The sequence below is a fragment of the Propioniciclava coleopterorum genome, from assembly GCF_011393335.1.
Taxonomy (GTDB): Bacteria; Actinomycetota; Actinomycetes; order Propionibacteriales; family Propionibacteriaceae; genus Propioniciclava; species Propioniciclava coleopterorum.
In genome coordinates this window covers 235,190-249,011 of the sequence record NZ_CP049865.1, presented here as the reverse complement: position 1 = coordinate 249,011, position 13,822 = coordinate 235,190, and the positions used below count along the sequence as shown (strand labels likewise).

At 72.4% G+C, this 13,822-nt stretch carries 11 protein-coding genes and 1 pseudogene; 9 read left to right on the top strand and 3 right to left on the bottom strand.

Going from position 1 to position 13,822, the window contains the following annotated elements; genetic code table 11:
* Positions 1–89: 89 nt before the first annotated feature.
* From G7070_RS01130 to G7070_RS01100, 7 genes are read left to right on the top strand one after another with little or no spacing between them, the layout of a single operon-like run.
* Positions 90–3,026 (top strand): Na+/H+ antiporter subunit A, encoded by a 2,937-nt coding sequence (locus tag G7070_RS01130; RefSeq protein ID WP_246227204.1) that lies wholly within the window; start codon positions 90–92, stop codon positions 3,024–3,026.
* Positions 3,023–3,451 carry a Na(+)/H(+) antiporter subunit C gene (locus G7070_RS01125; RefSeq protein WP_206079880.1) on the top strand — a complete coding sequence of 143 codons (429 nt, stop codon included), beginning with the start codon at positions 3,023–3,025 and terminating at the stop codon, positions 3,449–3,451. The genes G7070_RS01130 and G7070_RS01125 overlap by 4 nt, the downstream gene beginning before the upstream one ends.
* Positions 3,448–4,986 (top strand): Na+/H+ antiporter subunit D, encoded by a 1,539-nt coding sequence (locus G7070_RS01120; protein ID WP_166231238.1) that lies wholly within the window; start codon positions 3,448–3,450, stop codon positions 4,984–4,986. The genes G7070_RS01125 and G7070_RS01120 overlap by 4 nt, the downstream gene beginning before the upstream one ends.
* Positions 4,983–5,639 carry a Na+/H+ antiporter subunit E gene (locus G7070_RS01115; protein WP_166231235.1) on the top strand — a complete coding sequence of 219 codons (657 nt, stop codon included), beginning with the start codon at positions 4,983–4,985 and terminating at the stop codon, positions 5,637–5,639. Before G7070_RS01120 ends, G7070_RS01115 begins: the two co-directional genes overlap by 4 nt.
* Positions 5,636–6,037, top strand: a complete 402-nt coding sequence (locus G7070_RS01110) for an MrpF/PhaF family protein (protein ID WP_166231232.1) — start codon at positions 5,636–5,638, stop codon at positions 6,035–6,037. Before G7070_RS01115 ends, G7070_RS01110 begins: the two co-directional genes overlap by 4 nt.
* A complete protein-coding gene (gene mnhG / locus G7070_RS01105; protein WP_166231229.1) occupies positions 6,027–6,428 on the top strand; it encodes a monovalent cation/H(+) antiporter subunit G in 402 nt (133 codons plus the stop codon). Before G7070_RS01110 ends, mnhG begins: the two co-directional genes overlap by 11 nt.
* A gap of 31 nt (positions 6,429–6,459) precedes the next feature.
* Positions 6,460–8,400: a TIGR03960 family B12-binding radical SAM protein gene (locus G7070_RS01100; protein WP_166231226.1), complete on the top strand. Its 1,941-nt coding sequence runs from the start codon at positions 6,460–6,462 to the stop codon at positions 8,398–8,400.
* Between the two features lie 71 nt (positions 8,401–8,471).
* Here G7070_RS01100 and G7070_RS01095 read toward each other — a convergent pair whose 3' ends face one another.
* The gene (locus G7070_RS01095; protein ID WP_166231223.1) at positions 8,472–8,945 is read right to left on the bottom strand and encodes an SUKH-4 family immunity protein; all 474 of its coding nucleotides are present in this window, start codon (positions 8,943–8,945) and stop codon (positions 8,472–8,474) included.
* An 87-nt stretch (positions 8,946–9,032) separates the two neighbouring features.
* Here G7070_RS01095 and G7070_RS01090 point away from each other — a divergent pair, with 87 nt between their 5' ends.
* Both G7070_RS01090 and G7070_RS01085 read left to right on the top strand, forming a co-directional pair.
* On the top strand, positions 9,033–9,899 hold the full coding sequence (locus G7070_RS01090) for a PPK2 family polyphosphate kinase (RefSeq protein WP_166231220.1): 867 nt from the start codon (positions 9,033–9,035) through the stop codon (positions 9,897–9,899).
* A 47-nt stretch (positions 9,900–9,946) separates the two neighbouring features.
* Positions 9,947–12,955, top strand: coding sequence for an FAD-binding and (Fe-S)-binding domain-containing protein (locus G7070_RS01085; protein WP_166231217.1), 3,009 nt, complete (start codon positions 9,947–9,949; stop codon positions 12,953–12,955).
* 25 nt (positions 12,956–12,980) lie between these two features.
* Here G7070_RS01085 and G7070_RS17470 read toward each other — a convergent pair whose 3' ends face one another.
* Both G7070_RS17470 and G7070_RS19710 read right to left on the bottom strand, forming a co-directional pair.
* Complete coding sequence (locus G7070_RS17470) at positions 12,981–13,478, bottom strand: PRD domain-containing protein (protein ID WP_206079879.1); 498 nt, start codon at positions 13,476–13,478, stop codon at positions 12,981–12,983.
* 242 nt (positions 13,479–13,720) lie between these two features.
* Positions 13,721–13,816: pseudogene (locus G7070_RS19710) on the bottom strand (CAT RNA binding domain-containing protein); the annotation flags it as partial.
* Positions 13,817–13,822: the final 6 nt, after the last annotated feature.

The following is a 13,822-nucleotide window of genomic DNA, read 5'->3' as shown; positions in this document are numbered from 1 at the left end:
TTGCCGTCCGACACGGGGCGATGGCCTCGCCCTTGGTAGGATGGCCGTGACTTTTCTTCCGGCCACGATCCCTCGAAAGGTGTGACCGCGTGCTGCTCGGCCTCCTCGCTCTCCACTTCCTCGTGGGAGCGATGGCGTCCTTGTGGTCCCGCTGGTTCGGCCGCAACGCGTTCCTCGTCGTCGCGATCGTCCCCCTGATCGGGTTCTGCCTGCTGCTGGCCGAGGCGGGTCCGATCCTGGACGGCGCCGGGTACGTCGAGAGCGTCGACTGGATCCCGGCGCTGGGGGTGAGCCTGACCTTCCGCGTCGGGCTGCTGCAATGGCTGCTCGGGCTGCTGGTGACCGGGATCGGGTTCATCGTCCTGGTGTACTGCCGCTGGTACTTCGCCAAGCCGCCGGCCCGCACCCTCGGCCTGCTGGTGGCGTTCGCCGGCGCCATGCTGGGCCTCGTGGCCGCCGACGACCTGGTCGTGCTCTACGTGTTCTGGGAGCTCACCACCGTCTTCTCCTACCTGATGATCGGCCACGACTCGTCCCGGCGCGCCAACCGCGCCGCCGCGACGACGGCCCTGATCGTCACCACCACCGGCGGCCTGGCGATGCTGGTCGGCATCGTGACCTTCGGCGTCCTGACCGGCTCCTACAGCCTCAGCGCGCTGCTCGCCGCGCCGCCGACCGGGCTCGCCGCCACCGCGGCGGCGCTGCTCATGCTGGTGGGGGCGCTGAGCAAGTCCGCGCTGGCGCCGTTCCACTTCTGGCTGCCCGGCGCCATGGCCGCGCCCACCCCGGTCTCGGCTTACCTGCACGCCGCCACCATGGTGAAGGCCGGCGTGTACCTCGTCGCCGCGATGGCGCCGGCGTTCGCCGCGGTGCCGCTGTGGCGTCCCGTCATCACCCTGTTGGGCGCGCTGACGATGATCCTCGGCGGCTGGCGGGCGCTGCGCCAGGACGACCTGAAGCTGCTGCTGGCCTACGGCACCGTCAGCCAGCTCGGCTTCATCACGCTCATGGTCGGCCTGGGCACCAAGGCCGCAGGCCAGGCGGGCCTGGCCATGCTGCTGGCGCACGCCCTGTTCAAGGCGACGCTGTTCCTCAGCGTGGGCGTCATCGACCACGCCACCGGCACGCGCGACCTGACGAAACTCTCCGGGCTGGCGGGACGCCTGCCGGCGCTCGCGGTGATCGCGGGCCTCGCGGCCGCCTCCATGGCCGGGTTGCCGCCGCTGTTCGGGTTCGTGTCCAAGGAGTCCGCCCTGGACGCCCTGGTCAAGCTCACCCACTCCGGCGACGGCACCGGCATGCTGCCCGCACCCGCCGTGCTGCTCGTCGCCGCGATCGTCGTGGGCTCCATGCTCACCGTGGCGTACTCGCTGCGGTTCTGGTGGGGCGCGTTCGGGACGCGCCGGCGCGCCGAGCCCACCCCGGTGGAGCACCCCCCGACCCCCGGCTTCCTCGCCGGCCCCGCGCTGCTCGGGCTGGCCTGCCTCGTGATGGGCTTCCTGGGCCACCCGCTGACCGAGACGCTTGCCCCGTACGTGGCCACCATCCGCGAAGGCTCCGCGCCGCACGAACTCGCCCTGTGGCACGGCTTCTCGACGCCGCTGGCGCTGTCCGCGCTCGCGATCGCCGGCGGCGCGGTGCTGTTCTGGCTGCGCGACGGCGTCGCGCGGGTGCAGGGGACGTTCCCGCACATGCCCGCCGCCAACGACTTCTACCGCACCACGATGCGGCTGCTGGACGCCGTGGCGGTCGAGGTCACCGCCCGCGTGCAGCGCGGCTCGCTGGCGTCCTCGATCGGCACGATCCTCACCGTCTTCGTGGTCCTGGTGGGCGGCACGCTGGTCGTGCTGCCGGTGTGGCCCGTCGTCCCGGTGCTGTACGACAACCTCGCGCAGGTCGGCGTGGCCGTGGTCGTCTGTGTCGCGGCGATCAGCCTCGTCACGGTGCGTGGCCGGATCCGGGCCATCCTCACCGTCGGCGTCACCGGCTACGGCACGGCGCTGCTGTTCCTGTTCCACGGCGCGCCGGATCTGGCGCTGACCCAGGTGCTCATCGAGACCGCCGCGCTGCTGGTGTTCCTGATGGTGATGCGGACGCTGCCCAAGTACTTCACCGACCGCCCGCTGCACAGCTCGCGCTGGTGGCGCATGATCCTGGCGGTCGGGGTCGGCCTGACCGTCACCGCGTCGATCCTCGTGAGCGCCGGGTCCCGGACCGCCGAGCCCGCCTCGACGGGCCTGGAGCGCGCGGCCTACGAGTTCGGCTACGGCAAGAACATCGTCAACGTCATCCTCGTCGACACCCGCGCCTGGGACACCCTGGGGGAGATCTCCGTGCTGGTGATCGCGGCGACGGGCGTGGCGAGCCTCATCTTCCTGCGGTCGCGGGTGCCGGGGCGGCGTCCGACGCGGGCCAGCGCGCCCAACCAGAGCGCGGGGGCGTGGCTGCGGGCCAGCCGCAGCCTGCACCCGGCCGCCCGGTCGCTGATCTTCGAGGTCGTCACCCGGCTGCTGTTCGGCGTCATGATCCTCGTTTCGGTCTACCTGCTCATCGCCGGACACAACCTCCCCGGAGGCGGGTTCGCCGGCGGGCTGGTGGCCGGCCTGGCGCTCGTCGTGCGGTACCTGGCGGCGGGCGCGAAGGAACTCGACGACGCGGCGCCGATCGATGCCGGCCGCGTCCTCGGCGCGGGCCTGTTCATCGGCGCCGGCGCGGCGATGCTGCCCTGGGCGTTCGGCGGGCGGATCTTCCAGAGCTTCGACATCCACCTCACCCTGCCCGGCCTGGACGCCGTCGCGACGCCGTGGGGGACCGTCAACGCGTTCGGCGACCTCCACCTGGTCAGCTCGACGGTGTTCGACATCGGCGTCTACCTGGTCGTGCTCGGCATGATGCTCGACCTGGTGCGCAGCCTCGGCTCCGGCATCGACCAGCAGGCCGAGGAGGAGCGCACCCCCGTGCCACGTCCCGAGTCCACGACCGCCGTGCCCGCCACCGCGCGCCACCACGGGGGTGGGGCCCGATGACCGGAAGCGTCACGCTGGCCGTCGTCGCCGGGGTCCTCATCGCCGCCGGGGTCTACCTGCTCACCGAGCGGTCGCTCACCCGCATCCTGGTGGGCGTGCTGGTGATGAGCAACGGCGTCAACATCCTGTTCCTGGTGGCCGCCGGCCCGGCCGGGGCACCGCCGATCCTCGACATGTTCCCGATCGACAAGATGATCGACCCGCTCCCGCTGGCGATGGTGCTCACCGCGATCGTCATCACCATGGCGGTGTCCGCCTTCGTCGTGACGGTGGCCTACCGCAGCTTCCAGCTCAACGGGCACGACGAGGTCTCCGACGACGTGGAGGACCGCCGCATCCGTGAGTTGGCCGAGCGCGACGACGTGTCCGATTCCTACGAGGACATCGGGTTCTCCGACACCGGTGAGGATCGGGTGAGCGAATGAACAACCTGCTCCCCGTCCCCGTCCTGCTGCCGATGCTGGGCGCCGCGCTGGCCCTCATGCTCGGACGCCGCCCGCGCGCGCAGCGGCTGGTGTCGATCCTCGTCCTGGCCGGCGTCGTCGGCGTCGCCGGGACGCTCGCCCTGCAGGCCAACGCCTTCGGCCCGCAGACGCTGTGGGTCGGGGCCTGGCCCCAGGGCTTCGGGATCGTCCTGGTCGCCGACCGGCTCTCCGCGCTCATGCTCACCGTGGCCGCGCTCGTCACCCTGGCCGTCCTGCTCTACTCCGCCGGCCAGGAGGACGACGAGGTCAAACGCGAGACCCCCGTCTCGATCTTCCACCCCACGTTCCTGCTGATGTGCGCCGGCGTCTCGGACGCCTTCCTCGCCGGCGACCTGTTCAACCTGTTCGTCGGCTTCGAGATCCTGCTGTTCGCCTCGTACGTGCTGCTCACCATGGGCGGCACCGGCTCGCGCATCCGGGCGGGCTCGATCTACGTCGTGGTGAACCTGGTCAGCTCCAGCCTGTTCCTCATCGCCCTGGCCAACGTCTACGCGGCCGTCGGGACGGTCAACCTGGCGCAGATCGCCCAGCGCGTCCCGGACCTGCCGGAGGGGACGCAGGCGCTGCTGCAGTTCATGCTGCTCATCGTGTTCGCGATCAAGGCGGCGGTGTTCCCGCTGTCGGCGTGGCTGCCCGACTCCTACCCGACCGCGCCCGCGCCCGTCACGGCGGTGTTCGCCGGCCTGCTCACCAAGGTGGGCGTGTACGCGATCCTGCGCACCCAGACGCTGATCTTCCCGCACCGGCCCCTGACCGAACTGCTGCTCGTCGTCGCGGCCGCCACCATGATCGTGGGCATCCTCGGCGCGATCGCCCAGTCCGAGATCAAGCGGATGCTGTCCTTCACGCTGGTCAGCCACATCGGCTACATGATCATGGGCATCGGGCTGGCGACGCAGGCCGGCCTGGCGGGCGCCATCTTCTACACCGCGCACCACATCACCATCCAGGCGACGCTGTTCCTGGTCGTGGGGCTGATCCAGCGCGTCGGCGGGAGCAACTCCCTCGACCGGCTCTCCGGGCTGCTGATCACCTCGCCGCTGCTGGCGGTGCTGTTCATCGTGCCCGGCATGAACCTGGCCGGCATCCCGCCGCTGTCGGGCTTCATCGGCAAGCTCGGCCTGCTGAGCGCGGGCGTCCAGGTCGGGACGCCGCTGGCGTGGTTCCTCGTGGCCACCAGCGTCGTGACGAGCCTGCTGACGCTGTACTGCATCGCCAAGGTGTGGAACCGCGCCTTCTGGGGCACGCCCGTGGCGTACAGCAAGGCCGTCGCCGACGAGGACGAGGAGGAGCCGCTCGGCCGGTCCGAGGGCCCCATGCCGCCCATCATGGTGGCGGCGACGTGCGGCCTCATCGGGCTCAGCCTGCTGCTCACGGTGTTCGCCGGCCCGCTGTACCAGTACGCCACCGAGGCCGCGGGATCGCTGCTGGACGGCGCGTACGTCCAGGCCGTGCTGGGGGAGGCGACGCCATGACCGACGATCCGCGCACCACCGGGGCCGCGTCCGGCACGCCCGAGACCCGCCGGCCCGCGCGGCTGCGGTTCCAACCGCGCCAGATCGCGCTGCTGACCCTCATCTGGCTGGTGCTGGTCGGGCAGGTCAATGTGGTGACGGTGCTCGGGGGTGCGCTCCTGGCGTGGATCATCACCGTGGTCTTCCCGCTGCCGCCCATCGACTACGCGGGCCGGTTGCACCCGTGGCGGACGCTCGTCCTGGGCCTGCACCTGCTCAAGGACCTGGCCGTCTCGTCGGTCAAGCTGGTCGGGTACGCCTTCGGGCGCCGGGTCCCGCACCCCGGGATCGTCCGGGTCGCGCTGCGGTCGGACTCCGACCTGTACGAGGTCAACACCGCCGAGCTGGCGTCGGTGGTGCCCGGCACCATCGTCGTGGACGCCCGCCGCAAGCCGCGACTGCTGTACCTCCACGTCTTCGACCTGCCCGACCCGGGAGAGCGGCAGCAGACCATCGACGACACCCTGGCGCTCGAGCGCCGCGTCGTGGGGGCGTTCGGCACCCGCGAGGAGCGCCGCGAGGTCGCGCTGCCCGGCAGCCGCGACGCGCGTCCGCCCCGCGGCGGCGCGGAGCCCGAGGGCCGACCCACCGACACGACGGGGGAGGACGCATGACGATCAGTCAGGTCATCCTGATGGTGGCGGCGGTGATCCTGCTGATCTCGGCGCTGCTGGCCTTCTACCGCCTCACCAAGGGGCCCACCGGCCTGGACCGCGGCGTCGCGTCCGACGTGCTGCTCGCGATCCTGATCGCCGCGATCTGCGCGCACGCGCTGTGGTATCGCACGTCCATCGCCCTGGTGATCATCCTGGTGCTGTCGCTGGTGGGCTTCACCACCGCGGTGGGGCTGGCCCGGCTCATCACCGGCACGTCGGCGCGCGAGCGGATGTTCCTCGAGGCCGAGGCGCGGGCCGCCTACGAGGAGCGCCGGCAGGCCGAGGCGGAGGCCCACCGGATCGAGCGCGAACGCAGCGGGGCCGACCCGCGGGACGGGGGCGACCATGCTGGGTGAGGTGCTGGACGTGCTGGGGGCGCTGTCGGTGCTCGCCGGCGCGGTGTTCTGCCTGGCCGCCGCGGTGGGCGTCGTGCGGTTCCCCGACGTCATGACCCGGCTGCACGCCGCCACCAAGCCGCAGGTGTTCGGGCTGGTGCTGATCCTGACCGGCGTGGCGCTCACGCTGCGCACCTGGCACGTCGTGCTGTTGGCGCTGCTGACCATCGGGCTCCAGATCCTGACCGCGCCCGTCTCCGGCCACATGCTGGCCCGCACCGCCTACCGCACCGACCAGTGGGACGACGCCCACGCCACCGTGGACGAACTCGGCGACGACCTGGAGGCGGCCGGCTTCACCAACCGCCCCGAGGACACCGGCGGGGGGAAGTCGCGCGGGCCCCTGGGGTAGCCACGGGCCCCTCGGTTAGCATGGGCCACCTATGACTGCCGAAACTCGCGCGCGACACGACTCCGTGTTCGACCGGCTGGAGCCGTTGCTCGCCAAGGTCAGCAAACCCATCCAGTACGTGGGTGGGGAGGTCAACTCCGTCTCCAAGCCCTGGGAGGACGCCGACGTCCGCTGGGCGCTGATGTACCCCGACGCCTACGAGATCGGCCAGCCCAACCAGGGCATCGCGATCCTGTACGAGATCCTGAACGAGCGCGACTGGATCCTGGCCGAGCGCACCTACACCGTCTGGCCCGACCTGGCTGACCTGATGCGCGCCGCCGGCGTCGGGCAGTTCACCCTGGACAACCACCGGCCCGTGGCCGCGTTCGACGTGCTCGGCGTCAGCTTCTCCACCGAACTGGGCTACACCAACATGCTCGCGGCGATCGACCTGGCCGGCATGGCGCTGCACGCCGCCGACCGGGGCGAGGACGAACCGCTGGTGATCGCGGGCGGGCACGCCGCGTTCAACCCCGAGCCGATCGCCGACTTCATCGACGCGGCCGTCATCGGTGACGGCGAGGAGGCGGCCCTGCGGGTCAGCGAGCTGATCCGTGCCTGGAAGGCCGAGGGCCGCCCGGGTGGCCGCGAGGGGCTGCTGCTCAGCCTCGCCGCCGACGGCGTGGCGTACGTGCCGCGGTTCTACGACGTCACGTACCTGCCCGACGGCCGGATCCGGCAGGTCGCGCCGAACCGCCCGGGCGTCCCGTTCAGCGTCGCCAAGCACACGCTGATGGACCTCGACCAGTGGCCCTACCCCAAGGCGCCGATCGTTCCCATCGCCGAGACGGTGCACGAGCGCTACTCGGTGGAGATCTTCCGCGGCTGCACGCGCGGCTGCCGGTTCTGCCAGGCGGGCATGATCACCCGCCCGGTCCGGGAGCGGTCCATCGAGACCATCGGCACCATGGTCGCCGGCGGGCTGGACGCCACGGGGCTGGAGGAGGTCGGGCTGCTGTCGCTGTCCAGCGCCGACCACTCCGAGATCGCCGACGTCACCCGCGAGCTCGCCGACCGTTACGAGGGCACGAACGTCTCGCTGTCGCTGCCCAGCACGCGCGTGGACGCCTTCAACATCGACCTGGCCAACGAACTGTCCCGCAACGGACGCCGCAGCGGCCTCACGTTCGCGCCCGAGGGCGGCTCCGAGCGGATGCGCAAGGTCATCAACAAGATGGTCACCGAGGACGACCTGATCGACACGGTCGCGGCCGCGTTCGGCAACGGCTGGCGCAACGTGAAGCTCTACTTCATGTGCGGGCTGCCCACCGAGACCGACGAGGACGTGCTGGCCATCGCCGGCATGGCCGCCCGCGTCATCGAGACGGGCCGCGCCGCCGCCGGGACGCGCGACATCCGCTGCACGGTCTCGATCGGCGGGTTCGTGCCGAAGCCGCACACGCCCTTCCAGTGGGCGGCGCAGGCGTCCGCCGAGACCATCGACCACCGGCTGCACGCGCTGCGGGACACCATCCGCGCCGACAAGCAGTACGGCCGGGCGATCGGCATGCGCTACCACGACGGCCGCCCGGGCGTCATCGAGGGGCTGCTGTCCCGCGGCGACCGCCGGGTCGGGGCCGTCATCGAGGAGTGCTGGCGCAACGGCGGCGGCTTCGACGGCTGGAGCGAGCACTTCGACTACGACCGCTGGGTGGCCGCCTGCGAAACCGGGCTGGCCGGGACAGGCGTGGACCTGGACTGGTACACCACCCGCGAGCGCGACTACGACGAGGTGCTGCCCTGGGACCACCTCGACTCCGGGCTGGACCGGGATTGGCTGTGGGAGGACTGGCAGGACGCCCTGGACGAGCAGCCCGTCGAGGACTGCCGCTGGACGCCCTGCTACGACTGCGGCGTGTGCCCCCAGCTCGACACCGCCATCCAGATCGGCCCCACGGGCCGGCACCTGCTGCCGATCACGCCGGTGTGACGCGCTGACGCGTCCCGTCCCCGAGGGGCGGACGCCGACCTGGAGGCCGATCCGCCTGGAAGCCGATCCGCCTAGAGGAGGTCGTCGCGGGCCTCCTCGAGGGTGCCGCGCCACCAGTGCCCCCGCGCGAGCGCGGCGGCGTCGACCTCCGTCAGGCGGGCCCGGAGCCGCGCGAGGCGCTTGCGGTGCGAGAGCTGCGGAGCGGGGCGGGGCTGCGGCTTGATCCGCCCTGCCCGGAGGTCGGCGAGCCGCGCCGCCATCTCCCCGGCGGTGTAGATCGTCGGCGGGACGTCGGGCGGCCCGGTCTCGAGGTACGTCGCGAAGGCGTCCAGGAAGGACTCCAGGCTCGGACGGTCCCGGTTGAGGGGGTGCGTCTCGCCGGCGACCCGGTCGTGAACGGCCACGCTGCCGTCGTCGCCGAACTCGACGATGTCGCACTCCTCGGCGATGGTGCCGATGACGCGGGCCGGTCGGCCCTCGCACGTCAGGGGACGCTGCAGGGGCTCGGGCAGGAGGTCGATCCCCAAGGGGGTCTGGGCGGCCATGCCCGCACTCTACGGGGACGCCCTTCGGCGGGACGCCACCGTCCGGGGGTCTCCCCATCGGCGTCGCGGATGAGCAAGGATGCCGCCATGGCGAAGCAACAGTGGAGGACCGACCCGCGCGAGGCGCTGAAGGCCGGACCAGATTTCGATCTCGCGGCGTTCGACCGCAACGGCCAGCCCGGCTGGGAGGGGGACCGCGACGGCGGCGAGGAGTACATGGCGCGGCGCGGGGAGGAGATGTCCGAACTGCAGGAGCGGTTGTTCGCCGAGGGGCGCAGCGGCGGGAACCGGTCGGTGCTGCTGGTCCTCCAGGGCCTCGACACCGCGGGCAAGGGCGGCATCGTGCGCCACGTGATGGGGATGGTCGACCCCCAGGGCGTGAAGCTGGCGAGCTTCGGCGTCCCGACCCCCGAGGAGCGGGAGCACCACTACCTGTGGCGCATCGAGAAGCAGTTGCCGCCGCCCGGGCGCATCGGCGTGTTCGACCGCAGCCACTACGAGGACGTCCTCGTGGTGCGCGTCGACGAGCTCGTGCCCCGCGAGGTGTGGAGCGGGCGCTACGACGAGATCAACGCCTGGGAGCAGAAGGTGATCGAGTCGGGCACCACGCTGGTCAAGGTGGCGCTGATGGTGTCCTACGACGAGCAGGGCGCCCGCCTGATGGAGCGGCTGGAGCGCCCCGACAAGTACTGGAAGTTCAGCCCCGGCGACATCGACACCCGCAGCAAGTGGCCCGCCTTCCAGGAGGCCTACGCCGACGTGTTCGCCAGGACGAGCACCGAGCAGGCGCCGTGGTACGTCGTCCCGGCGGACAAGAAGTGGTACGCGAGGCTGGCGGTGACCGAGATCCTGACGCGCACGCTGGAGGACCTCGACCCGACCTGGCCGCCCGCCACGTTCGACGTCGCCGAGATGCGCGCGGCGCTGCAGGAGACCATCGACCACCCGGCCTGATTCCGCGGACGGGCGTCCCCGCGTGGGCGGCGCGGGGACGGCGTCCGATGTGCTTGCATGGGGGGCATGTCCGCCACCGTGAACGCGTCCGCCGGCCCTCCCGCACCGAGGGACCGCCCGCCTCGAAGCGGGCGCGCCGGGCGCTGCGGCACCGCCCCGCTCCGGCCGCGCCGGACGCCCTGGGCCCCGAGGTGCTCGACGGCGCGCTGGACCCGCTGGCGGCCGAGCTCACGCGCCTGCTCGGGGCCGACGACGTCCTCACCTCGGCGAGCGACCTCATCCGGTACTCCTCGGACGCCAGCCCGTACCGGCTGCTGCCGCGCGTCGTCGTGCGGCCCCGCGACCCCGAGCAGCTCCGCACCGTTCTGGCGGCGGCGCGCCGCGCCGGACGCGGGGTGACGTTCCGCGCCGGCGGCACCAGCCTGAACGGCCAGTCCCAGGGCGACGACGTCCTGGTCGACATGCGCGAGCACTTCCGCGACGTGAGCGTCCTGGACGACGGGGCGCGGCTGCGCGCCCAGCCCGGCGTCATCCTGGCCCGCGCCAACGCGCTGCTGGCCCGCCGCGGCCGGATGCTCGGCCCCGACCCCGCCAGCTCGGGGGCCGCCACGATCGGCGGCGTGCTGGCCAACAACGCGTCCGGGATGACCTGTGGCACCCGCTACAACAGCTACACCACGCTGGACTCGCTGGTCGCGGTCCTGGCCTCGGGCACCGTCGTCGACACCGGCGCCCCGGACGCCGACGCGCGGCTGCGCGCCGACGAGCCGGAGCTGCACGCCGCGCTCGAGGCGATCCGCGACGACCTGCGCGCCGACGCGGAGCTGACGGCCCTGATCCGGCGCAAGTTCGCCATCAAGAACACCTCCGGCTACCGCCTGGACGCCTTCCTGGACGCCGACCGGCCCGCCGACATCCTCACGCTGCTGCTGGTGGGGTCCGAGGGGACGCTCGGCGCCGTGGTCGACACCACCTGGCGCACGCTGGAGACCGGCCCGATGCGGTCGACCGCGTTCCTGCGGTTCCCCGACGTCGCCACCGCGGCCGCGGTCGTCGCCCCGCTGAACGACGCCGATGCCCAGGCCGTCGAGCTGATGGACGCCGCCTCGCTGCGCTCGCTGCAGGGCCGCGCCGGCACCCCGGCCTGGATCGATCAGCTCGCCACCGACGCCACGGACGCGGCGATCCTCACCGAGCGGCGCGCCACCGACGAGGCGGCCCTGGAGCGGTTCGAGGCGGACCTGGCCGCCATCGTCACCCCGACGGTCGTCGCCATGGGCGAGCCGCTCACCACGCGCGACCCGCGCGAGGCCGCCGTGTACTGGCGGCTCCGGTCGGGGATGCTGCCCTCGATCGGGGCGTCGCGCCCCGACGGCACGGCGCTGATCACCGAGGACGTGGTGGTGCCGCCACAGCGGCTGCCCGAGGCCGTCGTCGACCTGCAGCGGCTCCTGGTCACGCACGGCTTCGTGGGGGCGGTCAACGGGCACGCGTCCGCGGGCAACCTGCACTTCTACCTCTACCTGGACGCCACCGACGACGCGCGGCTGGCGTCCTACCGCGCGTTCATGGAGGATCTCGTCGACCTGATCGTCGACCGCTACGAGGGCTCGCTCAAGGGCGAACACGGCACCGGGCGGAACATGGCCCCCTACCTCGGCCGCGAATGGGGCGAGGCCGCCGTGGCGGCGATGTGGCGCGTCAAGCGGGCGCTGGACCCGGCCGGGCTGCTCGGCCCCGGCGTCTTCCTCAACGAGGACCCCGAGGCCGCCTTCACCGACCTCAAGTCGATGCCCGCCATCCACGACCACCTCAACCCGTGCATCGAGTGCGGCTTCTGCGAGCCGGTCTGCCCGTCGCGACACCTCACCTCGACGCCGCGGCAGCGAATCGTGCTGCAGCGCGAGCTGGCGCGGCAGGGCTACACCGGCCCCGTGGCGCAGCGCATCACCGACGAGTACGCCTACGAGGCGGTGGACACGTGCGCGGGCGACTCGTCGTGCGCGATCGCCTGCCCCGTCGACATCGACACCGGCAGGGTGATGAAGGAGCTGCGCCGCGACGGCTCCGTCCCGCTCGCCCAGGGCGTCGGCGTCCAGCTCGCGCGGCACTGGGGCGCCGCCGAGGTCGCCGGCCGGTTCGCGCTGCGGGCCGCGCAGCTGCTGCGTCCGGTCGTCGGCGACCGCGGTCTGTCCGCGCTGACCAGCGTCGGGCGCCGGATCGGCGGCGAGGAGCTGGTGCCGAGCTGGGTCGCCGAGCTGCCCGGCCCGGCGCCGCGGCTGCCCGCGACCACCAGGGACGGTGCCGAGGCCGTGTTCTTCGCCGCCTGCATCAACCGGATCTTCGGGGCCTCGAAGGCCGCCGCCGAGCCGACCACCGTCTCCCAGGCGTTCGTCGCCCTGGCCGACCGCGCCGGTCATCCGGTGTGGCTGCCCGACGACGTGGAGGGGCTGTGCTGCGGCACGGTCTGGCACTCCAAGGGACTCGAGGACGGCAACCGGATCATGGCCGCCCGCGTGCTCGACCGGATGTGGTCCTGGTCGCAGGGCGGACGCCTCCCCATCGTGGTGGACGCCTCCAGCTGCACCCTCGGCCTGGCGCACGACATCGTCGAACTGCTCGACCCGGAGCGGGCGACGCGGCACGCCCAGCTGCGGATCGTCGACGTGCTGCGCTGGACGCGCGAGGTGCTGCTGCCCGACCTGCCGCGGGCGCGCGCGCTCGGCCTGGCCGTGGTGCATCCGACGTGCTCCATGAACACGCTCGGGATCACCGAGGACCTCGCCGCGCTGGCCGGTGCGGTGAGCGAGGAGGTCTTCGTGCCCGTCAGCGCCACCTGCTGCGCCTTCGCCGGCGACCGCGGCATGCTGCACCCCGAGCTGACCGCCACGGCGACCGAGGAGGAGGTCGCCCAGGTCGCCGAGCGGCTGGCGCAGCCCGTGGCCGGGGAGGCCGGCTTCGTGTCGGGCAACCGCACCTGCGAGCTCGGCATGGAGCACGCGACGGGGCGGCCGTACGAGTCGGTGATCGTGACCTTGGAGCGCCTCACCCGCTGAGCGCCGGGCCGGGGTCCTGCCGTCGTCAGCGTCCCTCGGCGATGCGGGCCACGTGCAGGGCGAGGTAGGACACCTCGTCGGCGGTCAGCTCGTCGCCGAGGCGGAGTTCGATGATGCCCGCCAGCCGCTCGGCGACCGCCGTCGCCTCCGGGTAGGTGCCGCGGATGGCCGCGCCGATGGGGGAGGCGTCCGAGGTGAGCTGCTTGTGCTGCGCCACCCGGACGAACAGGTAGCGCAGGTGCGTGATGAACCGGCCCACGCTCACCGTGTCGTGCTCGAGTTCGAGGGCGTACTCGGCCTCGATCACCGCGACCATCTGGTGGATCACCCCGGTCATCCGGTAGGTGAACGTGAGGTCGCCGCTCGCCATGCCGGCGTTGACGAGGTGCAGGGCCAGGGCGATCTCCTCCGAGGCGGGCAGCGGCTGCTCCAGCTCGGCGTTGACGGCCTGCAGGATCCGGCGGGCCTGCTCGACCTCGTCGGGGTAGAGGTGGGTGACCTCGGCGCGCAGCGGATACTCCACGACCAGGCCCGAGCGACCCGGTGGGCGGCGAAGTTGATGTGGTCGGCCAGGGCGATCACGAGCGTGGGGCTGTGCGCCGCCTGCTCGCCCATGCCGATCTGCGTCAGCGTGTGGGAGACCAACTGGATGGTCTCGGGTGGGACGCCGGCCAGCAGTTCGGCGAGGTGGTCGGGGTCGCGCCCGTCGCTGGGCACGAACACCCGGATGATCCTGGCCGGGTCGATCGTCCTGCCGGCCCCGGTCTGGAAGCCGATGCCGCGGCCGGTGACGATGACCTCCTGCCCGGAGGCGTCGCGGGCGAGCACGACGTTGTTGTTGAAGACGCGCAGTACCTTCATGGGACC

Bases quoted from the DNA above. Each gene is read 5' to 3' on its own strand.
- G7070_RS01125 (WP_206079880.1), top strand. From the start codon at position 3,023: ATGACCGGAAGCGTCACGCTGGCCGTCGTCGCCGGGGTCCTCATCGCC.
- G7070_RS01120 (WP_166231238.1), top strand. From the start codon at position 3,448: ATGAACAACCTGCTCCCCGTCCCCGTCCTGCTGCCGATGCTGGGCGCC.
- G7070_RS01115 (WP_166231235.1), top strand. From the start codon at position 4,983: ATGACCGACGATCCGCGCACCACCGGGGCCGCGTCCGGCACGCCCGAG.
- G7070_RS01110 (WP_166231232.1), top strand. From the start codon at position 5,636: ATGACGATCAGTCAGGTCATCCTGATGGTGGCGGCGGTGATCCTGCTG.
- mnhG (WP_166231229.1), top strand. From the start codon at position 6,027: ATGCTGGGTGAGGTGCTGGACGTGCTGGGGGCGCTGTCGGTGCTCGCC.
- G7070_RS01100 (WP_166231226.1), top strand. From the start codon at position 6,460: ATGACTGCCGAAACTCGCGCGCGACACGACTCCGTGTTCGACCGGCTG.
- G7070_RS01095 (WP_166231223.1), bottom strand. From the start codon at position 8,945: ATGGCCGCCCAGACCCCCTTGGGGATCGACCTCCTGCCCGAGCCCCTG.
- G7070_RS01090 (WP_166231220.1), top strand. From the start codon at position 9,033: ATGGCGAAGCAACAGTGGAGGACCGACCCGCGCGAGGCGCTGAAGGCC.
- G7070_RS01085 (WP_166231217.1), top strand. From the start codon at position 9,947: ATGTGCTTGCATGGGGGGCATGTCCGCCACCGTGAACGCGTCCGCCGG.